16 protein-coding genes are annotated in these 25,817 nt (G+C 74.7%); 12 read left to right on the top strand and 4 right to left on the bottom strand.

Annotated features, from left to right (window positions below; genetic code table 11):
- Positions 1 to 112 precede the first annotated feature (112 nt).
- Genes HS048_RS27845 through HS048_RS27835 form a run of 3 tightly spaced genes read right to left on the bottom strand, consistent with a single transcriptional unit; the run spans position 113 to position 3,329 of the window.
- The gene (locus HS048_RS27845) at positions 113 to 1,408 is read right to left on the bottom strand and encodes a 2-oxo acid dehydrogenase subunit E2 (RefSeq protein WP_196469145.1); all 1,296 of its coding nucleotides are present in this window, start codon (positions 1,406 to 1,408) and stop codon (positions 113 to 115) included.
- Complete coding sequence (locus HS048_RS27840; RefSeq protein ID WP_196469144.1) at positions 1,405 to 2,409, bottom strand: alpha-ketoacid dehydrogenase subunit beta; 1,005 nt, start codon at positions 2,407 to 2,409, stop codon at positions 1,405 to 1,407. The genes HS048_RS27845 and HS048_RS27840 overlap by 4 nt, the downstream gene beginning before the upstream one ends.
- On the bottom strand, positions 2,406 to 3,329 hold the full coding sequence (locus HS048_RS27835; RefSeq protein WP_307832677.1) for a thiamine pyrophosphate-dependent dehydrogenase E1 component subunit alpha: 924 nt from the start codon (positions 3,327 to 3,329) through the stop codon (positions 2,406 to 2,408). Before HS048_RS27835 ends, HS048_RS27840 begins: the two co-directional genes overlap by 4 nt.
- Positions 3,330 to 3,875: 546 nt before the next feature.
- Here HS048_RS27835 and HS048_RS27830 point away from each other — a divergent pair.
- From HS048_RS27830 to HS048_RS27790, 9 genes are read left to right on the top strand one after another with little or no spacing between them, the layout of a single operon-like run.
- Positions 3,876 to 9,716, top strand: a complete 5,841-nt coding sequence (locus tag HS048_RS27830; protein ID WP_196469142.1) for a non-ribosomal peptide synthetase/MFS transporter — start codon at positions 3,876 to 3,878, stop codon at positions 9,714 to 9,716.
- Entirely contained in the window at positions 9,713 to 9,892 is a 180-nt protein-coding gene (locus tag HS048_RS27825) for an MbtH family NRPS accessory protein (protein ID WP_068898470.1), read from the top strand. Before HS048_RS27830 ends, HS048_RS27825 begins: the two co-directional genes overlap by 4 nt.
- Positions 9,889 to 10,134 (top strand): acyl carrier protein, encoded by a 246-nt coding sequence (locus HS048_RS27820; protein WP_068898468.1) that lies wholly within the window; start codon positions 9,889 to 9,891, stop codon positions 10,132 to 10,134. Before HS048_RS27825 ends, HS048_RS27820 begins: the two co-directional genes overlap by 4 nt.
- Positions 10,131 to 11,714 carry a class I adenylate-forming enzyme family protein gene (locus HS048_RS27815; RefSeq protein WP_307832676.1) on the top strand — a complete coding sequence of 528 codons (1,584 nt, stop codon included), beginning with the start codon at positions 10,131 to 10,133 and terminating at the stop codon, positions 11,712 to 11,714. Before HS048_RS27820 ends, HS048_RS27815 begins: the two co-directional genes overlap by 4 nt.
- Position 11,715: 1 nt before the next feature.
- Positions 11,716 to 13,395: a condensation domain-containing protein gene (locus tag HS048_RS27810; RefSeq protein WP_196469141.1), complete on the top strand. Its 1,680-nt coding sequence runs from the start codon at positions 11,716 to 11,718 to the stop codon at positions 13,393 to 13,395.
- Positions 13,392 to 14,795, top strand: coding sequence for a condensation domain-containing protein (locus HS048_RS27805; protein WP_196469140.1), 1,404 nt, complete (start codon positions 13,392 to 13,394; stop codon positions 14,793 to 14,795). Before HS048_RS27810 ends, HS048_RS27805 begins: the two co-directional genes overlap by 4 nt.
- Before the next feature lie 29 nt (positions 14,796 to 14,824).
- Positions 14,825 to 16,375: a condensation domain-containing protein gene (locus HS048_RS27800; protein WP_196469139.1), complete on the top strand. Its 1,551-nt coding sequence runs from the start codon at positions 14,825 to 14,827 to the stop codon at positions 16,373 to 16,375.
- Entirely contained in the window at positions 16,369 to 18,426 is a 2,058-nt protein-coding gene (locus HS048_RS27795; RefSeq protein WP_196469138.1) for a non-ribosomal peptide synthetase, read from the top strand. Before HS048_RS27800 ends, HS048_RS27795 begins: the two co-directional genes overlap by 7 nt.
- A complete protein-coding gene (locus HS048_RS27790; protein WP_196469137.1) occupies positions 18,423 to 21,641 on the top strand; it encodes a non-ribosomal peptide synthetase in 3,219 nt (1,072 codons plus the stop codon). Before HS048_RS27795 ends, HS048_RS27790 begins: the two co-directional genes overlap by 4 nt.
- 9 nt (positions 21,642 to 21,650) lie before the next feature.
- On the opposite strand, the gene HS048_RS27785 is transcribed toward HS048_RS27790, so the two are convergent.
- Positions 21,651 to 21,896 carry a hypothetical protein gene (locus HS048_RS27785; RefSeq protein WP_196469136.1) on the bottom strand — a complete coding sequence of 82 codons (246 nt, stop codon included), beginning with the start codon at positions 21,894 to 21,896 and terminating at the stop codon, positions 21,651 to 21,653.
- Between the two features lie 631 nt (positions 21,897 to 22,527).
- Between HS048_RS27785 and HS048_RS27780 the strand changes: the two genes are divergently transcribed.
- From HS048_RS27780 to HS048_RS27770, 3 genes are all read left to right on the top strand, one after another.
- A complete protein-coding gene (locus HS048_RS27780; protein ID WP_231647436.1) occupies positions 22,528 to 23,829 on the top strand; it encodes an extracellular solute-binding protein in 1,302 nt (433 codons plus the stop codon).
- A gap of 63 nt (positions 23,830 to 23,892) precedes the next feature.
- Positions 23,893 to 24,903, top strand: a complete 1,011-nt coding sequence (locus HS048_RS27775) for a carbohydrate ABC transporter permease (protein WP_068898455.1) — start codon at positions 23,893 to 23,895, stop codon at positions 24,901 to 24,903.
- The gene (locus tag HS048_RS27770) at positions 24,900 to 25,757 is read left to right on the top strand and encodes a carbohydrate ABC transporter permease (protein ID WP_068898453.1); all 858 of its coding nucleotides are present in this window, start codon (positions 24,900 to 24,902) and stop codon (positions 25,755 to 25,757) included. The genes HS048_RS27775 and HS048_RS27770 overlap by 4 nt, the downstream gene beginning before the upstream one ends.
- The last annotated feature ends 60 nt before the right edge of the window (positions 25,758 to 25,817 follow it).

Here is a 25,817-nt window from a genome sequence, read left to right as displayed (position 1 = left end):
CCGTCGGGTTCGTCATGACCCGAACATATTCGCACTTCAGGCGCTCACTCCGGGAATCGGCGGCCGCCGGGGCGGGCGGGGAGGGGCCGGCGGCCCCGGCGGCGCCGGGCGTTCAGGCGCCGGAGGCGGGTGATTCCAGGGCCGAGCGCAGCGCGCCCAGGAACTCCGCGGCCTCGCGGCCGTTGACGAACCGGTGGTCGTAGGCCAGGCCGAGGGAGACGACCCTCCGGGTGGTGAAGACGCCCTCGGCGGTCTCGACGACCTCGGGGCGCGGAGCGGTGAGGGACAGGGCGCAGGTCTGGCCGGGGAAGACGACGGGGACGGCGGTGACGACGGCCTCCTCGGTGTGCAGGGTGACCATGATGGAGCCGCCCCGCAGGTCGTCCTCCCGGAAGCTCCCGTTCAGCGCCGCCTGGCGCAGCCGCATGAGGTCGCGGGCGATCTCCGCAAGCGGTCGCCCGCCCGCGTCCTTCACCACGGGCACGACCATGCCCCGGCCGACGTCCATGGTCACGCCCACGCCCACACCGGCGGCGGGCAGGCGGGCCCGGTGGGCGCCGGCCGGGGAGGCGAAGCAGAGGGGGAAGCGGTCGAGCAGCCCGCCGGTCGCCTGGACCAGCAGCTCGGGCAGGCCGATGAGGGCGCGCAGCCGCCTGGTCTCCTGCCGGGCGAACGCCAGCGCCTCCGTCACGTCGACCCGCATCGCGGTGAACGCGGCCGGGATCTCCCGGTGCGAGCGCTCGACCACCTCGGCGACCCGCCGCTGGGCCCGCGACAGCTCGACCAGGCCGGTCCCCACTCCGCCGTCCAGGTCCGCGGCGGTCGCCGAGCCTGTGGTCTCCGAGCCTGTGGTCTCCGCGTCGGCGGTCTCCGCGCCGGAGGCGGGGACCGGCGACTCCGGCGCCGAGGCGGGGACGGACGCCGGTCCGGGGGCGGCCCCGGCCGCGGGCAGGAGGTGCTCCAGGTCGGAGCGGCGGACCACCTTCACCCCGAGCGCGACCACCTGCTCCATGGAGATGCCGTGCTCATCCATGAACAGCCGGGCGGGTGCGGTGACGACCGGCGCGCCCGCCTCCGGCTCCGTGCCCGCGCCCACGCCCGGCTCCGTGCCTACCTGCGTGCCCGTGCCCGTCTGCGTGCCCGTGCCCGCCTCGGGGCCGGGGCCGGGGGCGTCGCCGTCCGCGCCGAGCCGGGCGATGACCTGGCCGGGCGCGCACTCGGCCCCCTCGGGCAGCAGGTGCCGCAGCACCCCGTCCTGCGGGGCGGTGAGCTCCTCGACCGCCTTGGAGGTCTCCAGCTCCGCGATCGGCTCTCCCGCCCGTACGGCCTCACCGTCCTTGACGGTCCACGCCGTCAGCAGGTAGACGCTGTCGTTGTTGTTGAGCTTGGGCACCGGGATGTCGGTCAAGAGAGGGCCTCCGTGATCGCGCGCTTGATGTGGTCCGGCTGCAGGAGGACCTCCCGCTCCAGGTGCGGGGCGGCCGGGATGACGCTCGCGGCGGCGCTGAGCAGGGTGATCGGGCGGCGCAGCGCGGGCCAGAGCCGGGGGTAGAGCACCCGGGCGACCTCCGTCCCCCAGGTCCCGCCCTCGGAGCCGTCCTCCGCCACGCACACGTGCCGGGCCCGCTCCAGGCCGGGCAGCTCGGGCACCGGGTACAGCCGCGCCGGGACCAGCAGCTCGCAGAGCAGGTCCTCCTCCAGCAGCAGCTCCCGCGCGGCGGCCAGCGCCCGGTGGGCCAGCCCGCCGGGGACGACGAGCGTGCAGTCGGGCTCGCCGCCGCCCTCCACGAAGACCCGGGCGGTGCCGCCCGTCCCGTCCGCGCCGCCGGTGAGCTCGTAGCGGAACAGGTCGTCCACCACGCCGCCGGTGAACATCCTGCGGGTGTAGAGGACCTTGTCCTCGAAGAGCAGGCAGGGCTGCCCGAGCGCGAACATGGCGGCCAGCAGGTCGCCCGCGTCGTGGAACGGGGTCAGCTCGAACAGGTGCAGGCCGGGCACGCCCAGGAAGTGCTTCTGCGGGCTCTGGCTGTGGGTCGGGCCGTAGCCGCGTCCGCCCCCGGAGGGGCAGCGCACGACCAGCGGGATCGGCACGGGCCTGCCGTACATGGTGGTGGACTTGGCGGCGAAGTTCACCAGCTGGTCGAAGGCGAGGGCGGCGAAGTCGGCGAACATGATCTCGACGACCGCCTTCTCCCCGGCCAGCGCCAGGCCGGCGCCGACCCCGACGATCGCGCCCTCGCTCAGCGGCGTGGAGCGCACCCGCTCGCCGAACCGGTCCGACAGGCCGCGGGTGACCTTGAAGGCGCCGCCGTACGGGTCGGCGATGTCCTCGCCGAGGACGTGCACGCCCGGGTCGGCGGCCAGCAGGTCGTGCAGGGCGCGGTTGAGGTGCTCGGCGACGCGGGTCACGGGCGCTCCCAGGCGGAGAGCGGGCGGGCGGCGACCTCGGCGGCGACGCGTTCGACCAGTTCGGCCGCCTCGCGGTCGAGCCGGTCGAAGAGCTCGGGGAGGAGCCGCGCGTAGCGGGTGTGCCAGTCGTGGCCCGCGGCCAATGCGATCTCCTCGGCGCTCCGGGTGTCGTCGCCCTTGCTGTGCGGGCCGATCCGGTGGGTGGCGAACTCGACGACCAGGGGGAGCGACTCCTCGCGCACCCGGCCGACCAGGGGCGCCAGCTCGGCGCGGATCTCGGTGATCTCGGTGGAGGCCGTGCGGTGGTGCGGGACGTCGAACGCGGCGGCGCGCCCGGCGACGGTCCCGGCCATCTGCACGCGGGTCGGGGTGGACTGGGCGATGCCGTTGTGCTCGACGACGACCAGCAGCGGCACCCGCCAGAGCCGCGCCATGTTGAGCGCCTCGTAGACCGAGCCCTCCCCCCAGGTGCCGTCGCCGATGTAGGCGCAGGCCAGGGCGCCGCTCCCCTTCAGTGACAGCGCCGCGCCGACCGCGACCGGGAGGCTCTCGCCCTGCACGCCGGTGGACAGGAAGCGGCGGTGGTAGACGTGCTGGCTGCCGCCGACCCCCGCGCACAGCGCGCCCTCGCGTCCCATGATCTCCGCCAGCAGCCCGTACGGCTCCGCGTGCCGGGCCAGGAAGTGGCCGTGGCCGCGGTGGTTGCTGAAGACGAAGTCGTCGTCGCGGAGCAGGGGGGCCAGCGCGACCGGCACGTACTCCTGGCCCAGGCAGGTGTGGGTGGTGCCGCTGAGTTCGCCGGCCTCGAACAGGCGGAGCAGGGTCAGCTCGAAGTGCCGGATGAGCAGCAGGCGCCGCAGGTCGTCCTCCGGAGGGGGAGGGGCGTTCCGCGGGCCGGCGGAGGGGATGGTCACGGTCACGTGTGCGCTCCTGGCGTGGGCGACCGCGGGCATGGCTCGGCCGCCCTGAATGAGAGGACAGGGTGGGAGCGCTCCCATCGGAGCGTAGAAGGCGCCGGGGAACGCTGTCAACGGATCTGTGAGACCGGAAAAACTTGGTGAAACCGGCAAATCCGTCTTTTGTCTAAGAAGTGGACTAACTACTTCTTTACTGCGTTTGTCCATAACCGAAAACATCGGAGAAATCTTGACGGCCTTGTCAGTGCATACCTAGCCTCCTCCGTGGGAACGCTCCCACCGCACTGAAACGAACACCTGTACGAGAAATCCCGCCCCCCGGGGCGGTCTCGTCGGCTCATCGGAGCCTCCGCACCACCTCCGACCCACCCTGGCCGCCGTATCGAGCGGCCGGTGGTCACCTCCGCTCGATCCCGCGCGGGACCGGCACCCTCTCCAGGCCGCCCTGTCCCTCGCGGCCACCGCTCTCCGGGACCGCCCCTGAAGGGCGGTCCCGCCCATGAACCCGGGAACGCGGCAGCGTTCCCCCCGCCGCAGCACGGAGGTGCCGTGACGCACACCGCCCTGTCGCCGGCCAAGCAGGCGCTGCTCGCCCAGCGCCTGGGCGGCCGTGCCGTCACCGCGGCCATCCCGCCGCGCCCGCCCGGCACCCCGCCGCCGCTCTCCCCGGCGCAGGAGCGGCTGTGGTTCCTGGAGCAGTACGCTCCGGGGACGGCGGCCTACACCGTGGCGTTCGCCGTCCGCCTGGAGGGCGAGATCGGCGAGGAGGCCCTGCGCCGGGCGCTGACGGAGGTCGCGGCCCGGCACGAGAGCCTGCGCACCCGGCTGGTCACCACGGCCGACGGCCGCCCGGAGCTCGTCGTCGACGACCTCCCCGCGGCGGAGCTGCGCATCGCCGACGGGGCGGAGGGCACGGCCGCGATCGACGAGGAGCTGGCCAGGCCCTTCGACCTGGAGCGCGGCCCCCTGCTCCGGGCGCTGCTGGTCCGCCTCGCACCCGGCGCCCACGTGCTGCTGCTCACCATGCACCACGCGGTGACCGACGGCTGGTCCTGCGACGTCGTCATGGAGGAGCTGCTCGCCCTGCACGCCGCCCACCTGGCCGGGAGCGAACCGCACCTGCCCCCGGTACGGCTGCAGTACGGCGACTACGCGCACTGGCTGCGCGAGCGCGCCGGGGACGGCTCCCACGACGCGGACGTCCGCTACTGGCGCCGCAAGCTGGACGGGCTGCCGCCGCTGGAGCTCCCCGCGGACCTGCCGCGCCCGGCCGAGCAGCGCTGGGAGGGCGCCGCCTGCGGCCTCGACCTGGACGCCGAGCTCAGCGAGGCCGTCGCCGCGGTGGGGCGCGCCCACGGCGCCACGCCGTACATGACGCTGCTGGCCGCCTTCCAGGTGCTGCTCGCGCGCTACTCGGGGCAGCACGACTTCGCGGTCGGCTCGCCGGTCTCCGGGCGGGACCTGCCCGAGCTGGAGCGGGTGGTCGGCGTCTTCGTCAACTCCCTGCCGATGCGCGCCGACCTGTCGGGCGACCCCACGTTCGCCGAGTTGCTGGACCGGGTGCGGGAGACGGCGCTGGACGCCTACGCCCACCAGGCGCTCCCCTTCGACCGGCTCGTCGACGAGCTGGGCGTGGAGCGGGACGTCAGCCGGTCGCCGGTGTTCCAGGTGATGTTCGCGCTGCAGAACTACCGGTCCAGGCCGCTGGACACCCCGGGCCTGACCATGAGCCCGTTCCCGATCGAGACCGGGGTCAGCCGGTTCGACCTGGCCGTGTACCTGTTCGAGACGCCCGAGGGGCTGCGCGGCCAGTTCACCTACAGCACCGCGCTGTTCCGCCCGGACACCGTCGAGCGGATGGCGGCCTGCCTGGAGAGCCTGCTGCGGTCGATCGTGGCCGATCCCGGGGCGCGCATCTCCGAGCTGGAGCTCCTCCCGGCCGAGGAGCGCCGCCGGGTGCTGGCCTTCGGCGAGTCCGTCCCGGCGACCCGCTTCGACGCGGAACTGGTCCACGAGGCCGTCTCCGCGCAGGCCGCCCGGACGCCGGACGCGGTCGCGGTCGTCGCGGGCACGGAAGGCGCAGGAGGCGCCGGGGGCGCCGGGAACACGGTCTCGCTGACCTACGCGGAGCTGGAGCGGCGCGCCGGGCTGCTCGCGCGCCGGCTGCGGCGGCGGGGCGTGGCGGTGGGCGACCGCGTCGCGATCTGCCTGGAGCAGTCGGCGGACCTGGCCGTCGCGGTGCTCGGCGTGCTCAAGGCCGGCGCCGCCTACCTCCCGCTGGACCCCGACCACCCGGCGGAGCGGCTCGCGTTCGTGCTCTCCGACGCCGGCGCCACCGCGGTGGTCACCTGCCCCGAGCTCCGCGACCGGGTCCCGGACGACCTGGCGGCCGTGTGGGTCGCGGAGGAGGAGACGGAGGACGGCGCCGGGGGAACCGGCGGGACCGCCGGATCCGCGGCGGGCCGTGCGGACGGGGACGACCTGCCGCCGGGCGGCGGGGCCGTCCCGGGCGACCTGGCCTACGTCATCTACACCTCCGGGACCACCGGGCGGCCCAAGGGCGTGGCCGTACAGCACCGGGAGGTCATGACCTACCTGGCGGGCGTGCGCGAACGGCTGGCGGTGGAGCCGGGAGGCTCCTACGCGCTCCTGCAGTCGCTGGCCTTCGACTTCGGCGTGACCGTCTTCTACCTGTGCCTCATGACGGGCGGCACGCTCCACCTCGTCCCGCCCCGTACGGCGGGGCGCGAGCTGGCCGCCTACCTGCGCGAGCACCGCGTCGGCCACCTCAAGATCACTCCGTCCCACCTGGCGGCGCTGCTCACCGACACGACCCCCGGCGAACTGCTCCCGAGCGAGCTGCTGATCCTCGGCGGCGAGGCCGCCCCCCAGGGCTGGGCCGCCGAGCTGGCCGCGGCCGGCCGGTGCCGGGTCGTCAACCACTACGGTCCCACCGAGGCCACGGTCGGCGTCACCACCTACGAGGTGGAGCCGCCCGCGGGGACCGCCCCGGGGGCCGGTCCCCGCCCCGCTCCGCGGGACGCCGCGCGCGCCTCCGGGACGGCCCAGGGCTCCGGTACGGCCCTGCCGATCGGGACCCCGCTGCCCGGCGCCCGCGTCCACGTGCTCGACGACGCCCTGCGGCCGGTGCCGGTCGGCGTCCCCGGCGAGATCTATCTCGGCGGCGACCGCCTGGCCCGCGGCTACCTGGGACGTCCCGGGCTCACCGCGGACCGCTTCCTGCCCGACCCGGAGGGCGGGCCGGGGGCCCGGATGTACCGGACCGGCGACCTCGGCCGCTGGCTGCCGACCGGGGACCTGGAGTTCCTCGGCCGCCGCGACCTGCAGGTGAAGATCCGCGGCTACCGGGTGGAGCTGTCGGAGGTGGAGGCCGTGCTGGCCGAGCACCCCGGCGTGGCGCACGCGGTCGCGGAGCTGCGCGGCGAGCGCCTGGTCGCCTACCTCGTCGCCCCCGCCGGAGCGGCCCGGCCGGACCCGGCCGAACTGCGGTCCTGGCTGGCCGAGCGGGTCCCGGACTACATGGTCCCGGCCCGCCAGGTCTGGCTGGACGAGCTGCCGCTGAAGTCGCACGGGAAGGTCGACCGGTCCAGGCTGCCCGAGCCGGAGGCCCTCGGCGGCGGGGACGGCGGAGGGCCGGCCGAGTTCACGCCGCCCGCCCCCGGGGCGGAGGAGACCGTGGCCCGGATCTGGGCCGAGGTCCTCGAGATCGACCGGGTCGGAGCGCTGGACGACTTCTTCGACCTGGGCGGCCACTCGCTGCTGGCCATGCGGGTCATCGCGCGGCTGCGCAGGGAGGTCCCCGAGCGGACCGTGACCGTGCTGGAGCTGTTCAAGCACCGCACGGTCCGGGACCTGGCCCGCCTGCTGGAGGGCGGGTCCGGCGGCCCGGCCCGGCTGCTGCACCGCCTCACCCCGGCCCGGACGGCCGCCGCGACCCTGGTCTGCGTACCCTTCGGCGGCGGCAGCGCGGTCGTCTACCAGCCGCTGGCCGACGCGCTGCCCGCCGACTGGGCGCTGTACTCGGTGGCGGTGCCCGGTCACGAGCTGGGGGAGGAGGCCCGGCCGGTCGAGGAGGTCGCGCGCGGGTGCGCCGAGGAGATCCTCGCCGGGATCACCGGGCCGCTGGTCCTCTACGGGCACTGCGGTCTCGGCGTGATGCTGGCGGCGGAGACCGCCCGGCTGCTGGAGGCCGCCGGACGTGAGGTCGAGGCGGTCTACCTGGGCGGGGTGTTCCCGTTCGCGCGCCCCGGGCGCGGCCTGGGCCGGCTCGGCCACCTCATGGACCGGCTCACCAGCGACCAGGGACGGATCAACGCCCTGGCCGCCGCCGGGCTCGACGTCGAGGAGTTCGAGCGCGACCAGCTCAAGCTGATCATCCACAACCGCCGCGAGGGCACCCGTACGGCCGAGCGGTACTTCACCCGGCTGTTCGAGGAGCAGACCGGCCGCCTGCGGGCACCGGTCATCGCGGTGGCGGGGGAGCGGGACCCGGCGGTGGAGTTCTACCAGGAGCGCTACCTCGAATGGCTCCGGCTCTCCGACACGGTCGCCTGCGTCGTCCTCGACGAGGCCGGGCACTTCTTCGTCAAGTACCGCGCGGACGAGCTCGCCGACATCCTGACCGGGACCCACCGGGCCCTCGCCTCGGGCGGGACGGCCGAACTGGAGCGTACGGAGGAGTCCACCTGGTGGCTCCAGGGGGTCACCCGCGCCGGGGAGGAGGGCGGCGCCGCGACCGGGGACGGAGCGACGGCCGCGGGGAGCCCGGACGGTCCGGACGGACCGGACGGATCGCACCGGCCGGGCGGGAAGGGCCGGAAACGGAAGCCGGACGCGGGCGGGCGCGGGGCGCGGGCCGCCGGGGCGGCGCCCGGCACGACGGACATCGGCATGCGGCGCTTCCTCCTCGTCTCGACGGGGCAGCTCGTCTCGATCACCGGATCGGCGCTGACCGAGTTCGCGATCCCGCTCTGGATCTACACCACCACCGGGTCGCTGGCGCGGTTCGCCCTCTTCGCGGTGCTGGGCCTGGTGCCCGGCATGCTGGTGGCGCCGCTGGCCGGGGCGATCGTCGACCGCTACGACCGGCGCCGGGTCATGCTCTGCGGCGACGTCGCCGCGGGCGGGACGCAGCTCGCGCTGGGCGGCCTGCTCTGGACCGGCAACCTGGAGATCTGGCACATCTACCCGCTGCTGGTCTGCCTGTCGATCGCGCTCACCTTCCAGCGCTTCGCCTACGGCTCGGCCATCCCGCAGCTGGTGCCCAAGCGGTTCCTGGGCCATGCCAACGGCGTCGTGCAGACGGCCAACGGCACCGCCCAGCTGATCGTGCCGCTGGTCGCGACCGGCCTGATGGCCACCATCGGGCTGGAGGGCATCCTCATCATCGACGTGGCGAGCTACGCGGTCGCCACGCTGATCCTGCTCTTCGTCAGGTTCCCCGCCGCGATGCCGTGGCGGCGGCGCGAGGGCGTGGTCGCCGAGATGATGAACGGCGTCCGCTACTCCTGGGGCAACCCCGGCTTCCGGAGCATGCTGCTGTTCTTCGCGTTCCTCAACGTCTTCCTGTCGCCGCTCTTCCTGATGATCTCCCCGCTGGTGCTCTCGTTCGCGACGCTCGACGACGTCGGCCGGGTGTCGTTCGGAGGCGGGCTGGGCGTCCTGCTCGGCGGGCTGCTGATGACGGTCTGGGGCGGGCCGCGCCGGCGCAGGCTCTTCGGAGTCCTGCTCGCCACGCTCGCGCTGTCGGTCTTCTGCCTGCTCACCGGAGTGCGGCAGGACCTGGTCGCCATCGCGGTGGGCGCGTTCGGGATGTCGTTCTGCCTGACCCTGCTCAACGGCGTCTACGCCACGATCATCCAGGTCAAGGTGCCGCAGCGGTTCCACGGCCGGGTCATCGCGCTCAACACCCTGGTCGCCTGGTCCACGCTGCCCATCGGCTTCGGCCTGGTCGCGCCGTACGGCTCGGAGGTGTTCGAGCCGCTGCTGGCGCCGGACGGCCCGCTCGCGGGCACCGTGGGCGCGGTGATCGGCGTCGGGCCGGGCCGCGGCATCGGCTTCATGTACGTCTGCTTCGGCCTGGCCATCGCGGCCATCGCGCTGGTGTCCATGCGGGTGCGGGCGCTGGCGCGGTTCGACGCCGAGGTCCCCGACGCGGTCCCGGACGACCTGGTCGGCGCCGAGGCGCTGCGCGACCGCCTGCGGACGGAGCGGCGCACGGACGGCACGGCGAAGGACACGGTGGAGGGCACGGCGGAGGGTACGGACGCGCACGCGCACGGCACGCCGAAGGACGCGGACAGGGCGAAGGGCGCGGACAAGGCGAAGGACACGGACGAGGACACGGACAAGGAGGAGGTCCCGGTATGAGTTTCCTGGTGGTGCTCAACGAGGAGGAGCAGTACTCGGTCTGGCCCGCGGACCGGGAGCTGCCCGAGGGCTGGCGGGCCGAGGGGTTCGCGGGGGAGCGGGAGGAGTGCCTCGCCCGCATCGAGGAGGTCTGGACGGACATGCGTCCGCTCAGCGTCCGGCGGGCGCACGGATGACCGGGCAGGTGGCGTCCCGGCTCGCCGAGATGGTCGAGGCCGCCTCCGGCGGGCGGCTGCCCGCCGGAGAGGTGCTGCGCTCCGAGGGCTCCCTGGCCGCCCTCGGGCTGGCCTCGCTGGAGCTGCTCCGGCTGGTCGACGCGGTCGAGGACGAGTTCGGCGTCGTCCTCGACCTCGGCGGCGGCGCCCACCTCGACAGCTTCCCGCTGCTGGCCGGCCACGTGGCGGAGAACCTGCCGTGACCCCGCAGACCCCGCAGACCCCGCCGGTCCCGCCGGTCCCGCCGACCCCGTCGGCTCCCAGGGCTCGGCGGACCTCCCCGGCCGCGCCGGTGCCGCGGACGGTGCCGGAGATGCTGGCGCTGCGCGCGGAGCAGGAACCGGAGCGGACCGCGATCGTCGTCGAGGGCGAGGGGACGCTGACCTTCGGCGAGTGGGAGCGGCGCTCCCACGCCGTCGCGCACGGGCTCCTGGGCCGCGGCGTGCGGCCGGGCGACCGGGTCGGGCTGCTGTTCGGCAGCCGGGACTGGGCCGACTTCGCCGTGGCCTACTGCGCGGTCCAGTTGGCCGGGGCGGTGGCCGTGCCGCTCTCGGACCGGCTCGCCCCCGCAGAGCTGCGGTACATGCTCGGCCACTGCGAGGCCTCCGCCGTCCTGTGCGGCCGGGACCTGGAGGCCCCGGACGGCGACCGCTGGACGGCCGCCCCCGCGGAGCTGGAGGAGGCCGGGAGCGGACCGGCCGGCGTGCGGGTCGCCCCGGAGGATCTGGCCCAGATCCTCTACACCTCCGGGACCACCGGCACGCCCAAGGGCGTCGGCGCCTCCCACGCCAACCTGGCCTTCGGCTGCGAGACCCGCCCGAACCGCCGCCGGTTCGGGCACTCGCGCCACCTGCTGCACGCCTTCCCGATCGGCACCAACGCCGGGCAGACGATGCTGCTCAACGCGCTGGACGCCCGCCCGGCGATGCTGACGCCGGCCCGCTTCACGCCCGGCCGGTTCGCCCGGCTGATCGAGTCGTACGGGGTCGGCACCGTGTTCCTCGTCCCGACCATGGCGATCGAACTGCTCAACGCCGGCCTGCACGAGCGCCACGACTTCTCCAGCGTGGTGCTGCTGGGCTCGGCCGCCTCGGCCCTTCCCCCCTCGGTGTCCGTACGGCTCACCACCGCCTTCCCCAACGCGACGGTGACGAACTACTACACCTCGACCGAGGCGGCCCCCGCCCAGACCATCATGATCTTCGACCCGGCCCGGCCGGGCGCGCTCGGGCGCCCGGCGTCCGGCGGCGCGCTGCGCGTCGTCGGGCCGGACGGCGAGCCGCTCCCGCCGGGGGAGACCGGCGAGGTCTGGATGCGCTCGCCCGCCCCCCGCTCCTACTACCGCGACGAGCAGGCGAGCGCCGAGGCGTTCCGCGGCGGCTGGGTGCGGATGGGCGATCTGGGCTACCTGGACGCCGACGGCTACCTCCACCTCGTCGACCGTGAGGGCGACGTGGTCAAGTCCGGGGCGTTCAAGGTCTCCACGCTGCAGGTGGAGGCCGCGCTGTACGAGCATCCGCAGATCGCGGAGGCCGCGGTGGTCGGCGTCCCGCACCCGGTGCTGGGCACCGCGATCGCCGCGGCCGTCGTGCCCCGCTCCGGCGGGGAGGTGTCCGTCACGGACCTGCGCGCCTTCCTGATGGAGCGGCTGGCCGGTCACGAGCTGCCCGAACGGGTGCTCGTCGTGGACGTCCTGCCCAAGAACCAGTCAGGAAAAGTCATCAAAAGGGAGTTGCGGGGGCTCTTCGGGGCCGCCGCGACGGGTCGTACGGAAGGCACGTGAGATGTCGGTACCGCTGGTAGACGAGTCGCACCGGGCGTCCCTCGCCCAGCACGGAATGTGGGTCACCGAGCGGGCGGGCGCCGGCGGCGCCGTCTACCGCATGCCGCTGGCGGTCCGTTTCGACGGTCCGCTGGACGCGGACGCGATGCTCGACGCCTGCGCGGCGGTGGTCCGGCGCCACCCCGTCCTCGCCTCCGTGCTGGCCGAGCGGGACGGGCAGGTGTGGGCGGCGCCCGGCGAGGCCCCGCCGCCGATCCTCTTCGAGGACGTCTCCGGCGGCGCCCCCGGCGCGCAGGAGCCCCCCGCGGGCGCCGGAAGCGCCGCGGACCCGGCGGGCGAGCCCGGCTCGCCGGAGTGGCTCGCCGCCCGGGTCGCCGCGGCCCCCCTCGACCTGGGGACCGGGCCGGTCTCGCGGTTCACCCTGTTCCGGCTGGGGCCGCTGAGCCACCTGCTGCTGGTCGTGGCCCACCACGCCGTCTTCGACGGCATGTCCAAGGACGTGCTCCTGCGCGACCTGGCCGCCGCCTACAACGGGGAGGAGCCGCCTCCGCTGCCGCTCTCGTACGGCGAGGCGACCCGCGCCGAGCAGGAGCGGGTGGACGCCGGGCTGGACGCGGCGGCGGAGTTCTGGCGGTCCCGGTGGCACGACGACCGGGAGGTCGCGCTCCCCGGGGCCACCGGCTCCTCGCTGCGCGCGGCTCCGGGCGAAGCGGTGGAGCTCGACCTCGGCGACGAGGTGGCCCAGGCCGCCGGGCCGCTGGGCGTCACCCGGTTCGAGCTCCTGCTGGCCGCCCTGCACGTGCTGCTGCACGCCTACGGCAACGAGCGGGTGACGGTGGCGGCGGACCTGTCCACCCGGACCGAGCAGACCCGCGACCACGTCGGGCTCTTCGTCAACGAGCTCCCGGTGGCCTCGGTCCCGGACGGGACGTTCGCCGAGTTCGCCCGCTCCCTGCGGGAGGAACTGCGCGCGGTCTACCGGTACCGGGAGGTCCCGCTGGCCCGGGCGCTGGGCGGGATCGGCCCGCGCAGCGCCCTCACCCCGGTCTCGGTGAGCTACCGGACGCGGCCGGGCGCCGACCCCGTCTTCACCGGGCTCAACGTCGCCGTCGACTGGGCGATGTTCAACGGCGCGGTCCGCAACACGCTGCACCTGCAGGTCGTGGACGCGCCCTCCGGGCTCTCGGCGGTGCTGCTGTTCAATCCCGCGGTCCTCGGCCGCGCCGGCTGCGAGGCCGTCGCGGAGCACCTGCGGGCCCTGCTGCGGGGCGTCGCCGCCCGGCCGGAGGCCCCGATCGCGGAGCTGCCGCTCCCGGCGCGCGCCGCCGGGCCGGAACACGCCGCACGGCAGGACGGTGAGCCGGGAGCCGCCGGCGAGGGCGCTCCGGAGGCGGCTCGGGAGGCCGCCGGTCCGGCCGCCGCCGCAGGTCCCGGGGGGAGCGGCGCGGCCGGGACGGAGGACGCGCTGGTCGAGCAGGTCGCCGCGATCTGGTGCGAGGCGCTGGAGGTGGACGAGGTCCGGCCGGACGACGACCTGTTCGACCTCGGCGGGCACTCGCTGACGATCACCCGGATCATCGCCCTCGTGCGCGACCGGATGGGCGTCGAGCTCTCCTTCGAGGTGTTCATCGACGACCCCACCGTGAGCGGGGTAGCCGACGAGATCGCCAGGTCCCGATGACGGCCGGAGCCGTACCGGAGCGGACGGTGCCGCTGGAGTTCGCCGGGGCGCGCGGCGGGCGGGCCCCCCTCGCCTGGGGCCAGCGGGCCTTCTGGCGGCTGATCCGCTGGCTGGACGAGGGCGACCCGTACTACAACCTGCCCTGGAGCCTGCCCGTCTACGGCAGGCGCGACCTGGACACCGTCCTGGGCGCCCTGCGCACGCTGGTCGAGCGGCACGAGAGCCTCCGCACGACCTGGACGGAGACGCCGGAGGGGCCGGTCCAGCAGGTGATGCGCGAGGGCGTGCTGACGGTCGGGGTGCTCGACGCCGGGGAGGCCAAGCCGCTCGCCGCCGCGCGGGAGGCCGCCGCCGGACTGGCGGCCACGGCCTTCGACCACGCGGCCGAGCCGCCGATCCGGTGCGCCGTCGTCACCGCCGGGGGACGGCCCCGGGCGGTGGCCTTCGCCCTGTCGCACCTGGCGGTGGACGCCTGGGCGCTGGAGATCCTCGCCACCGAGTGGCGGGCCCTGCTCGCCGGGGAGGAGCTGCCCGCCCCGGCCTGGCAGCCGCTGGACCAGGCCGCCCTGGAGCAGGGCGCCGGCGCGGCCCGGGGCGAGCGGGCGCTGCGGCACTGGCGCGCCGAGCTGGAGCGGGCCCCGATGACCCTCTTCGACTTCCCCGGGCGGACCCCGGAGGAGCCGAGGTTCGTCAAGGTGGGCATGGAGTCGGCCGCCGCGGGCGTGGCCGCCCGGACGCTCGCGGCGCGCTGGTCGGTGAGCACCTCCAGCGTGCTGACCTCGGGATGCGCCGCGGTCCTGGCGGCGCTGACCGGGCACCGCCGGGTGGCGATGCAGCTCATCGTGGCCAACCGGCACGACCCGCGGACCGCGGGCATGGTCGGCACCGCCGTACAGGATGGGCTCTTCACGCTGGACCTGTCCGCCGGGACGTTCGCCGACGCCGCGCGCGCCGGGCACCGGCAGGCGCTGACCGCCTACCGGTACGCGCACTACGACCCGGCCGCGATGGCGGCCCTGCGCGAGGAGATCGGCCGCGCGCGCGGCGGCGCCGTCGACCTGTCGGGTTACTTCAACGACACCCGGCCCACCGGCGACTGGCCCGGCCTGCCGCCCGGCGACCCGGCCGAGCTGACCGGGCGGACCCGGACCTTCCCCGTCGGCGCGTGGCCGATGGTGGACGCCACCGCCTTCTTCGCCGCCGGTCCGGCCGCGCACACCTGCCGGCTCGACCTGCTGGTCGACACCGCCCTGCTGTCCCGCGACACGGCGTACGAGCTCCTGCACGCGGTGGAGACCCTGCTGGTCCGGAGCGTCACCGGGGACGTGCCGCTCGACGGGATCGCCGAACTGTGCGGCGTCACGCCGGTGGACCGTCCCGTGCCGGAGGCCGCGCCGTGACCGGGGAGACCCGTGGGGGAGGCAGTGCCGTGACCGGAGAGGAACGGCGGGCGGCGCTGCTCGCCCGGCTGGCCGCGCTCCCGCCCGAGCGCCGCGAGGCCCTGCGCGCGCTCACCCTGGCCGGGGCGGCCACCGGCCGGAAGGCCCCCGTGGACGGAGGCGCGGGAGGCGCGGGCGCACAGCTCCCGGAGGCACCCGGGAGCGCGGAGGCGGGCCGCTCCTGGCCGCTCTCCTTCGGCCAGGAGCGGCTCTGGTTCCTCAACCGCTTCGACCCGGCCGACACCGTCTACAACACCCCCTGGTGCGTACGGCTGCGCGGCCCGGTCGACGCGGGGGCCCTCGCCGAGGCCCTCACCCGCGTCGCCGGACGGCACGACGTGCTGCGGGCCCGCTTCCGGCTGGACGGCGACCGCCCGGTGCAGGTCGTCGCGCCCGCCGGGCCGGTCCCGCTGGAGGTCGCCGAGGTCGCCGAGGTCGCCGGCGACCCGGCGCCGGCCGTGGTGGAACTCGTCAACCGGCCGTTCGACCTGGAGTCGGACCCGCCGCTGCGGGCGGCGCTGCTGCGGCTGGACGACGGGACCTCGCTGCTCTGCCTGGTCCTGCACCACATCGTGGTCGACGGCTGGTCGCTGGACGTCCTCATGCGGGAGCTGGCCGAGTGCTACGCGGCCCGGCGCGAGGGGCGCGGACCCGTGCTGGAGGAACTGCCGATGCAGTACACCGACTTCGCCGTCGAGGACAGGCGGCGCGACCGCACGGCCCGGCTGGAGTACTGGACCCGCACCCTGGCCGGGGTGCCCGTCCTGGACCTCCCGGCCGACCTGCCCCGCCCGGCCCGGTGGACGGGGCGCGGCGGGCAGGAGCCCCTGCGGGTGCCCGGCGGGACGGTCGCCCGGCTGGAGGAGGTCGCCCGCCGGGAGCGCTGCACGCTGTTCATGGCCCTGGTCGCGGCCTACCAGGCCGCGCTCGGGCTGCTGGCCGGCCAGGACGACCTCTGCGTCGGGGTGCCGGTCGCGGGGCGCGGCCGGACCGAACTGGCCCCGCTGATCGGGTACTTCTCCACGACGCTCGTGCTCCGCGCCGACCTGTCCGGCGACCCCACGTTCCGGGAGCTGCTCGGGCGCACCCGCGTCACCCTGCTGCGCGGGCTCCAGCACGCGGACGCGCCCTTCGAGCAGATCCTCGGGGCGCTGCGCCTGCCGCGCGACCTGAGCCGCCCGCCGCTGCTGCAGGCCATGTTCAACCTGCACAACATGCCCAAGGACGACCTGCTGCGCACGTCGATGGGGGACCTGGAGGTAGAGGTCTACCCGGTCCCGGCCGCGGGCCGTACCAAGGCGGAGGTCTCGGTGGACCTCTGGCGCGCGGGCGAGGGGCTGGGCGGGGTCCTCGACTACGGCTGCGACCTGTTCACGGAGGAGACCGCCCGGCGGTTCGCCCGCGCCTTCACCGGCCTGCTGGAGCGCGCCGGGACCGGCCCGGACCTCCGCCTGTCCGAGCTGGGAGGCGCTGACATGGATCCGGCACGGACCGGAGATCCGACCCCGGATCCGAGATGGAAGGGAGACGAACGGTGCTGACGACGCCGAGGACGCCGACGACGCTGGAGCTGACACGGCGCCGCCGGGACCTGACCCCCGAGGAGGTGGCGGTGAGCGGGCCCGGGGGCGAGCTGACCCACCGCGAGCTGCACGAGCGGGTCGACGCCCTGGCGGCGGTCCTGCGCGAGCGGGGCGTGGGCCCGGAGGTCCCGGTCGGGATCTGCATGGAGCGCACCGTGGGGATGGTGGTCGCGGTGCTGGCCGTCTGGGCCGCCGGCGGCGCGTACGTCCCGCTCGACCCCGCCTTCCCCGCCGACCGGCTCCGGCTGATGCGCGAGGACGCGGGGGCCGGCCTGGTGCTGACCCAGGACGGCGTGGACGCGCGGCTGCCCGGCGGGACGCCCCGCACGCTGGTGCTCGCCCCGGACGGCACGGTCCCCGGTGCGCGGCCCGCCGCGGACGGCCCGCCCGCCCCGGACGGCCCGACGGGCGACCTGGCCTACCTGATCTACACCTCGGGATCGACCGGCCGCCCCAAGGGCGTGGCGGTCCCGCACGGCGCGGTGGCCAACCTGATCGGGTCGTTCGCCTCCCTGCTGGAGCTCACCCCCGCCGACCGCTGGCTGGCCGTCACCACGCTGTCGTTCGACATCTCGGTGCTGGAACTGCTGCTCCCGCTGACCTGCGGCGCCCGGCTCGTGGTGGCCCCCGCCGACCGGGCGGCCGACGGCCCGGCGCTGCGCGCGCTGGCGGCCGAGGAGCGGATCACGGTCATGCAGGCCACCCCGGCGACCTGGCGCATCCTGCTGGAGGCGGGCGGGGTGCCCGAGACGGTCCGGACGCGGCTGTGCGGCGGCGAGGCGCTCCCGCGCGACCTCGCCGACGCGCTCGGCTCCGGCGGCGCCCGCCTGTGGAACGTGTACGGCCCGACGGAGACGACCGTGTGGTCCACGGCCGGCCCCGTCCCGCCCGCTCCGGCCCCGGTGGACCTGGGCGGGCCGATCGCCGACACCGCCCTGTACCTGCTGGACGCCGGGGGGGACCCGGTGCCGGAGGGAGAGGTGGGGGAGCTGCACATCGGCGGCGCCGGGGTGGCGCGCGGCTACCACGGACTGCCCGCCCTGACCGCGGGCCGCTTCCTGCCCGACCCCTTCTCCGGCCGGCCGGGCGCGCGCATGTACGCCACCGGCGACCTGGCCCGGATCGGCGCCGCGGGACGCCTGGAGTACCTGGGCCGGGCCGACCAGCAGGTCAAGATCCGCGGGTTCCGGATCGAGCTCGGCGAGATCGAGACCGCTCTGCGCGCGGCCGGGGAGGTACGGCAGGCCGCCGTCGCCGTGCGCGAGGGGCCGGACGGGCTGCCCCGGCTGGTCGCCTACGTCGTCCCGGCCGGCGATCCCGGCGATCCCGGCGGCTCGGGTGGCCCCGGCGACCTCGGCGACCCCGGCGACCCCGGTGGTCCGGGCGGCTCCGGCCGGCGTGACACCTCGGACGCCTCGGACGCCTCGGACGTCCCGGGGGATCCCGGCGGTCCGGGGGACGCGGACGACCCGGACGGCCCGGAGGGTGCGGGCGGGCTCTGGCCGGTGCTGCGCGCCCGGCTGCGGGCGGGCCTGCCCGAGTACATGGTCCCCGCCCACCTGGTGGTCCTCGACCGGCTGCCGCTCACCCCCAACGGCAAGCTGGACCGCGCGGCGCTGCCGCACCCCGACTGGACGCGGGTGGACGGGGCCCCCTACCGGGCCCCGTCCACCCCGGAGGAGAAGGAGCTGGCCGCGATGTGGACCGAGGTCCTCGGCCTGGCCGAACCGGTCGGGGTCGACGACGACTTCTTCGAGCTCGGCGGGCACTCGCTCACGGCCGCCCAGATCATCGCCAGGGTGCGGACGATGTTCGGGGTGGCGGTGCCGATCGTGGCGCTGTTCGAGAACCCCACGGTGGCCGGGCTCGCCCGGGAGCTCGACCGCGCGGGCGACGGGGCGGACGACGGGCCGGACCTGATGGACATGGCGGCGCTGCGCGAGCAGCTCGACGGGCTCAGCGCCGAGGAACTGGCCGCCCTCTTCGACGAACTGGCGCCGGACGCATGAGGGCGCCCCTGTCCCCGGCCCAGGAGCGGCTCTGGCTCCTGCAGCGCCTCGACCCGGGGAACGCCGCCTACAACCTCTACCTCGTGCGCGCGCTGCGCGGCCCGCTCGACCGGGTCGCGCTCGCCGGGGCGTTCGACGACGTCCTGGCCCGCCACGAGAGCCTGCGCACCCGCTTCACCGAGGAGGAGGGGGTGCCCTGGGCGGTGGTCGAGCCCCCGGCGCCCGCCGCCGTCGACTGGCCGGTCGCGCGGGACCGCGCGGAGGCCGAGCGGATGACGGCCGAGCGGGCCAACGCCCCGTTCGACCTGGCGCAGGGACCGCCGCTGCGGATCGCGGTGATCCGCCTCGGCGACGACGAGCACGTGCTCTGCGTCACGATGCACCACATCGTCGCCGACGGGTGGTCGCTCAACGTGATCCTGGACGACCTGGCCGCCTGCTACACGGCCCGGGTCTCCGGCGCGGTGGCGGAGCTCGCCCCGCTGCCCGTCCAGGCCGTCCACCACGCCCTCTGGCAGCGGAGCCGGGCCGGGCGCGCGGTGCCGTACTGGCGGGAGAAGCTGGCCGACCCGCCGCCGCCGGAGCTGCCCTTCCGCGAGGGTACGGCGAGCGGGACGGGGGACTTCCACCGGACGCACCTGCCTCCGGCGACGGCCCGGCGGCTGGAGCGGCTGGCCGGGGAGCGGCGCACCACCCTGTTCACCGTGCTCATGGCGGCCTACCAGGTGCTGCTCTCCCGGCACACCGGGCAGAGCGACGTCCTGGTCGGCAGCGTTTTTTCGGGCCGGGACCGGGTCGAGCTGGAGGGGATGGTCGGGTACGTCTCCCAGACGGTGGTCCTCCGCGGAGACCTGAGCGGCGACCCGCCCTTCACCGAACTGATCACCCGCATGCGGGGCGAGGTCCTGGGCGCCATGGCGGGCTCGTCCGTGCCGTTCGAACGGCTCGGCGAACGGGCGGAGTCGCTGCTGCCGTCGATGCTGATCCTGCACACCCAGGACGGCGGCCCCCGGCGGCCGTTCGGGGACCTGGAGGTGACCGCGATCGAATCGGGGTTCCGGCAGGCCAAGACCGACCTGCTGGTCGAGGCCTGGTCGGACGCCGGCGGGCTGGGCGTCTCGCTCTGCCTCGACACGGGGCTGTTCGGCCCGGAGGCGGGGCGCCGGCTGACCGGGCGGTTCGCCCGGCTGCTGGAGTCCGTCGCGGCCGGGCCGGACACCCCGATCTCGGAGCTGCGGATCTGGACGGACGAGGACGAGGCGGAGATCCGCGCCCAGGCCGTGCCCGGCGGAGCGGAACCGGCGGGGGGCGACGGCCGTCTCCAGGCCGTCGGAGCCGCAGCGGACACTGGGACGGACGCCGGGACGGAGGGGACGGCCGCGGCGGTCCCGGAGATGATCGCCGCGGTCGCGCGGCGGTCGCCCGGCGCCGTGGCCGTGGTCTGCGGCGGGACGGAGGTCTCCTACGGGGAGCTGATGGCCCGCGCGGACGCGCTGGCCGGCGTGCTCGGGGAGAGCGGGGTGCGTCCCGGCGACATCGTCGGCGTCTGCCTGCCGCGCTCGGTCGAGGCGATCGTCGCGCTGCTCGCGGTGTGGCGGGCCGGCGCCGCCTATCTGCCGCTCGATCCGGACGACCCCGACGAACGGCTCGCCTTCTCCCTGGCGGACGCCTCGGTCGTCCACGTGGTCACCCGGCGGAGCCTTCCCCCCGGCCGGCTCGCCGTCGACCCGTCCGGTCCGGCGGGCGGAGGCCCGCGGCCCGGCCGCGCCGGTGCGGCGGCGGGCACGGGATCCGCTGCGGCCCCGGAGACGGAGCCCGCGGCGGTCGTGGGGGCGGTCGCGGTACCCGCGGCGGTCCGGCCGGCCGACGCCGCCTACGTGATCACCACCTCGGGCTCCACCGGGCGCCCCAAGGGCGTGGTGGTGGAGCACGGGGCCGTCACCGCGCGGGTGCGGTGGATGCGCTCCGCCTACGGCCTGGCCCCCGGCGACCACGTGGTCCAGTTCGCCTCGCTCGGCTTCGACGCGCACGTCGAGGAGGTCTTCCCCACGCTGGCGGCGGGCGCCGCGCTGGTGCTGCTCCCCGACGGGGCGACCAGCCTGCCGGAGGTGCTGGCCACCCCCGCGGGCCGGCGGGTCACCGTGCTGGACCTGCCGACCGCCTACTGGCACGCGCTGGTGGAGGAGCAGGAGGAGGTGGCCTGGCCGCCCGGGCTGCGCCTGGTGATCCTGGGCGGGGAGCAGGTCGCCGCCGCGGCGGTCGAACGCTGGCGGACCCGGTTCGCCGACCGGGTCCGGCTGGTCAACACCTACGGGCCGACCGAGGCCGCGGTCATCGCCACCGCCGCCGACCTGGGCGCCGACGCGGCCTCGGGCCGCCCGCCGATCGGACGGCCGATCGGCGAGACCTCGGTCCACGTGCTGGACGAGCGGGACCGGCCGCTCCCGGCGGGCGCGACGGGCGAGCTCGTCATCGGCGGCGCGGGAGTGGCGCGCGGCTACCTCGGCAGGCCGTCGCTGACCGCGGCGGCGTTCGTCCCGGACCCGTACGGCCCGCCGGGCTCGCGCCGCTACCGGACCGGCGACCGGGCCCGCCGCCGCCTCGACGGGCGGCTGGAGTTCCTGGGGCGGCTGGACGGCCAGCTCAAGGTGCGGGGCTTCCGGATCGAGCCCGGGGAGGTCGAGAGCAGGCTGCTCGACCATCCGGAGGTGGGGCAGGCGTTCGTCACCGTCCGGGGCGAGGAGCTGATCGCCTACTTCACCGGCACGGCCGATCAGTCCGAGCTGCGCACCCGGCTGGAACGCGTGCTGCCCCGGCAGCTCGTCCCGGCCGCCTGGGTGCGGCTGGAGGCGCTGCCGCTGACCTCGAGCGGCAAGGTCGACCGCGCGGCCCTGCCCGAACCGGACCTCGTCCCGGCCGCCGGGCGGGTTCCGCCCGGCACCGACGCGGAGCGGCTGGTGGCCGGGATCTGGGAGGAACTGCTCGGGGTCACCGGCCCCGGCGTGTCCGACGACTTCTTCGCGCTGGGCGGGCACTCCCTGCTGGCCACGCGGGTGGCCGCGCGGATCCGCCGGGCGACCGGGGTGGAGGTCCCCGTCCGCACCGTCTTCGACCGCGCCACGATCGCCGGGCTGGCCGCCGCGGTGGAGGAGCTGCTGATCGCCGAGCTGGCCGGCATGACCGACGAGGAGGCGCTCAGACTGCTCGACGGCTGACCGCCGCCGTCAGGACGACGGGCGGCCCGATCCGGAACGCTGACCCCGGCGGAGCGGGAGGGACTGCTTGGCCAGGCGCTGCGCCCGGGCGGTGCCGCCGGGGTGGTCGGCGCCGTGCGTCCCGCTCGCCTTGCCCGCGCGGGAGGGCGTTCCCCCGACCGTTCCCCCGGCGGCGGGGCCGGCCTGCTGCTGCCGGGCGGCCGAGGCCTTCCGCTGCTCGTGCTGGGCCTTCGTCTGCCGTGATTTCGAACTCATGGGCACCCCCGAGAAGTGACGGCCGCTAAGGTGTCCCATGTCCGTTTTGTGGAGATGGAAACGCGGGAGTCCGGCCGGACGCGCCCTGCCCCGTTCCGCCCCCGCCGGAGATCACGGTTCTCCGCGGTGGAGACGGTAGAAGGGGTGGCCGGGGACGGGCCCGGCCCGCAGGGCGGACCTGCCGGTGACCTCGGAGCGCAGGCGGCTCTCCCCCGCGGGAGGCCGGGCCGCCGGCCGCCGGCGCGTCCGCGGCGGCACGGAACACGCTTTCCATACCTGGGGCCGACGGCGCGGGCGGATCCGTGCCGCCGGGGGAGGAACCCCGGCCAGGGCCTCGACCAGGCATGTCGTGCGAGTTCGCGACATGCGGGCACCGCTGTCCGAAACTTTCTTAAGATCCCCGAGATTTTTCGCGTCCCGCACCATAAGCGCTTTCGCGGGACGCGTCAACGGATCTCTCCCGCCAACCTCTAGATAACGGTGTGAAGACGGCCGTTGATACCGCGGAAAAGCCAATGTAACCTCAGCGCCATCTCTAGAAACTATCGGCAACGCGATGAAACTTTCAGAGATCAATCCGCGGGCAGCGGATCACATCTGCGGTAGCGACGGCAGAGGAAGGAAGACCACTGTGAAGTCGTTCAATCGGCGAAGTGTGGTGACGCTGGCGGCGGCCGCGCTACTCCTTGCGGGGTGCGGCGGCGGCGGCCAGGAGAGCAACAACGCGGGATCGGGCGGGGGCGCCTCCTCCGGGGGCAAGGTCACCGTCGAGTGGTGGACCATCCACAACATCGATCCCATGCTGGGCGTCTGGAACGGGCTGGTCAAGGACTACCAGGCCAAGAACCCCAACGTCACCATCAAGGTGAACGCGATGAACGTCGAGAACTTCAAGTCGAAGCTCACGACGGTCACCCAGTCGGGCAAGGCCCCGCACCTGTTCCACACCTGGGGCGGCGGCGTGCTGGCCCAGCAGGTCGAGGCGGGGCTGGTCAAGGACATCACCTCCGACATCTCTTCCTGGTCCGACACGCTCTCCCCGGTCGCCCTGTCGGCCTACCAGATCGACGGCAAGACGTACGGCGTCCCGCACGACCTCGGCATGGTCGGCTTCTGGTACAACAAGAAGCTCTTCGCCAAGGCCGGCATCGACGCGCCGCCGGCGACGTGGACCGAGTTCCTCGACGCCGTCAAGAAGCTCAAGGCGGCCGGGATCGCCCCGATCGCCCTGGCGGGCAAGGCCAAGTGGCCCGGCCACTACTACTGGGCCTATCTGGCCATGCGCGTGGCGGGCCTGGACGCGCTCAAGCAGGCGGCCGAGACCAAGTCGTTCGAGAACCCCGACTTCGTGACGGCGGGGCAGAAGCTCAAGGAGCTGACCGCCCTCGAGCCGTTCCAGCCGGGCTTCCTGGGCGCCGACTACGACAAGCCGGACGGCCAGGCCGCCACGATCGGCAACGGCAAGGCCGCGATGGAGCTGATGGGCCAGTGGGCCCCCAGTGTCCAGCGGGACACCTCCAAGGACCTCGGCGAGGACCTCGGCTTCTTCCCGTTCCCGGCGGTCGAGGGCGGCAAGGGCTCGGCGACGGAGGCCTTCGGCGGCGGCGGCGGTGTCGCCGTCGGTGCCGACGCGCCCCCGGAGGCGATCGACTTCCTCAAGTTCATCTCCGAGCCCGACAACCACCGCAAGGGTGTCAAGACGGGCGCCATCTTCCCGGCGGTCAAGGGCACCGAGGACGCGGTCACGGACCGGCACGCCAAGCTCGTGACGGAGAGCCTCAACAAGGCCACCGGCTACCAGCTCTACCTCGACCAGGCCTACCCGCCGGCCGTCGGCCAGCAGGTGAACGACAGCGTGGCCGAGCTCATCGCCGGATCGAAGACTCCGGAGCAGGTCGTCGCCGACATCACGACGGCGGCGAAGTCGGAGTGACGACCGAGTGAAGACGAAGGAAGGGGCCGGGCGCCTGCCCGGCCCCCCGATCGGGGAGAACCGATGAAACCGGAGACCCTGGCGGCGGACAAGCGTCCGGCGCAGCCGGGACCCCGCCGAGCGCGGCCCTCGTCCGACGGCGGCGGCGCGGCCGGCCGCCGCAGGAACCGGCGCCGCACGCTGATGACGATCACGTTGTTCCTGCTCCCGGCGCTGGTGCTGTTCGTCCTGCTGGTCCTGGCGCCGATCCTGCTCGCCGCGTACGCCAGCGTGTTCAAGTGGAACGGGTTCGGCGGGCTGCCGACCAATTTCATCGGGCTGGACAACTTCACCCGGATGTTCGAGGACCCGGTTTTCCTCGGGGACCTGTGGCGCGGTCTGATCCTGATCGTGCTCTCGCTGGTGGTCCAGCTGCCGCTCGCCCTGGGGCTGGCGCTGCTGCTCAACCAGCCCATGCGCGGCAGGGCCTTCTACCGGTTGCTGTTCTTCGCGCCGTACGTGCTGTCCGAGGTCATCACCGCGGTGCTGTTCACGATGTTCTTCTCGCCCGAGCGCGGCCTCGCCAACGAGATGCTGAGCATGATCGGGCTGGAGGAGCTCAGCTCCACCTGGCTGTCGGACCCCTCGAGCGTCATGTACTCGGTGTTCATCGTCATGACCTGGAAGTACTTCGGCTTCCACATGATCCTGTACTTGGCCGGACGGCAGGGCATCCCCAACGAGCTGATCGAGGCCGCCCAGCTGGACGGGGCGACCGGCTGGAAGGTCTTCCGCCACGTGACGCTGCCGCTGCTGGGGCCGACGATCCGCATCAGCGCCTTCCTGTCCATCATCGGCGCCATCCAGCTGTTCGACCTGGTCTGGGTGCTCACCGAGGGCGGGCCCATCCACTCGTCCGAGACGATGGCCATCACCATGTTCACCTTCGGTTTCGGGCGCTACCAGGTCGGCTACGCCAGCGCCATCAGCGTCGTGATGTTCCTCATCAGCCTGGTCTTCGCGCTCGGCTACCAGAGGTTCGTCCTGCGGCGTGACACCGAAGGGGCGATCACCGGAATGCGAGACCAGCGATGAGCCACATCAGCAGCCGCGAGCGGGCGAGGACGCAGCGCAGGCTCCGGCACCTGGGACTGCACACGATCGTGATCGCGATCGGGGCGCTGATCATCGTCCCGATCGGGTACGGCGTGCTCGGCGGCTTCAAGAGCAACCAGCAGCTGTCGACCAACCCGTTCGGCCTGCCGTCGCCGTGGGTGGTCTCGAACTACACCGACGTCCTGACCTCCCCGGACTTCTGGCGCCAGGTCGGCAACAGCACGTTCATCGCGATCGCCACGGCCCTCATCGTGGTCGCCACGGCGGCCCTGGCGGGGTTCGTCTTCGCCCGGTTCGCCTTCCGCGGGCGGGAGCTGCTGTTCACCCTGTTCACGATGGGGCTGATGTTCCCCTTCGCGGTGGCGATCCTCCCGCTGTTCGTGCTGCTGCGCGCCATGGGCCTGCTGGACAACCCGCTCGGGGTGATCCTGCCCCAGGCGGCCTTCGCCCTGCCGGTGACGATCGTCATCCTGCGGGGGTTCTTCCGGACGATCCCGGGAGAGGTGGAGGAGGCGGCGACGCTCGACGGCTGCAGCGCGTTCGGCTTCTTCTGGCGGATCCTGCTGCCGATGGCCCGACCGGCCATCGCCACGGTCTCGGTGCTCGCGGTGGTCAACAGCTGGAACAACTTCTTCCTGCCGCTGGTCGTCTTCAACAGCCCCGAGTGGTGGACGATCCCGGTGGGCGTCCAGCAGTTCAGCGGCCAGTACTCCACCGACACGGCCAAGGTGCTCGCCTACGTCATCGTGGCGATGCTGCCGGCGCTGGGGTTCTACGCCGTCGCCGAGCGCCAGCTCATCAGCGGCCTCACGGCCGGGGCGACGAAGGGCTGAGGGATGAGCGGGCGGCGCGCCTCACCGCGGGCCGGGCGGCCGGCACCGGTGGGGCGCGCC

Source organism: Planomonospora sp. ID91781 (genome assembly GCF_015711595.1).
In the GTDB taxonomy this organism is placed as follows: Bacteria; Actinomycetota; Actinomycetes; order Streptosporangiales; family Streptosporangiaceae; genus Planomonospora; species Planomonospora parontospora.
This window is presented reverse-complemented; position numbering and strand designations above follow the sequence as displayed.

Coding starts and splice junctions, on each gene's coding strand:
- HS048_RS27820 (WP_068898468.1), top strand. CDS start 9,889: ATGACCGGGCAGGTGGCGTCCCGGCTCGCCGAGATGGTCGAGGCCGCC.
- HS048_RS27770 (WP_068898453.1), top strand. CDS start 24,900: ATGAGCCACATCAGCAGCCGCGAGCGGGCGAGGACGCAGCGCAGGCTC.
- HS048_RS27810 (WP_196469141.1), top strand. CDS start 11,716: ATGTCGGTACCGCTGGTAGACGAGTCGCACCGGGCGTCCCTCGCCCAG.
- HS048_RS27775 (WP_068898455.1), top strand. CDS start 23,893: ATGAAACCGGAGACCCTGGCGGCGGACAAGCGTCCGGCGCAGCCGGGA.
- HS048_RS27785 (WP_196469136.1), bottom strand. CDS start 21,896: ATGAGTTCGAAATCACGGCAGACGAAGGCCCAGCACGAGCAGCGGAAG.
- HS048_RS27825 (WP_068898470.1), top strand. CDS start 9,713: ATGAGTTTCCTGGTGGTGCTCAACGAGGAGGAGCAGTACTCGGTCTGG.
- HS048_RS27790 (WP_196469137.1), top strand. CDS start 18,423: ATGAGGGCGCCCCTGTCCCCGGCCCAGGAGCGGCTCTGGCTCCTGCAG.
- HS048_RS27805 (WP_196469140.1), top strand. CDS start 13,392: ATGACGGCCGGAGCCGTACCGGAGCGGACGGTGCCGCTGGAGTTCGCC.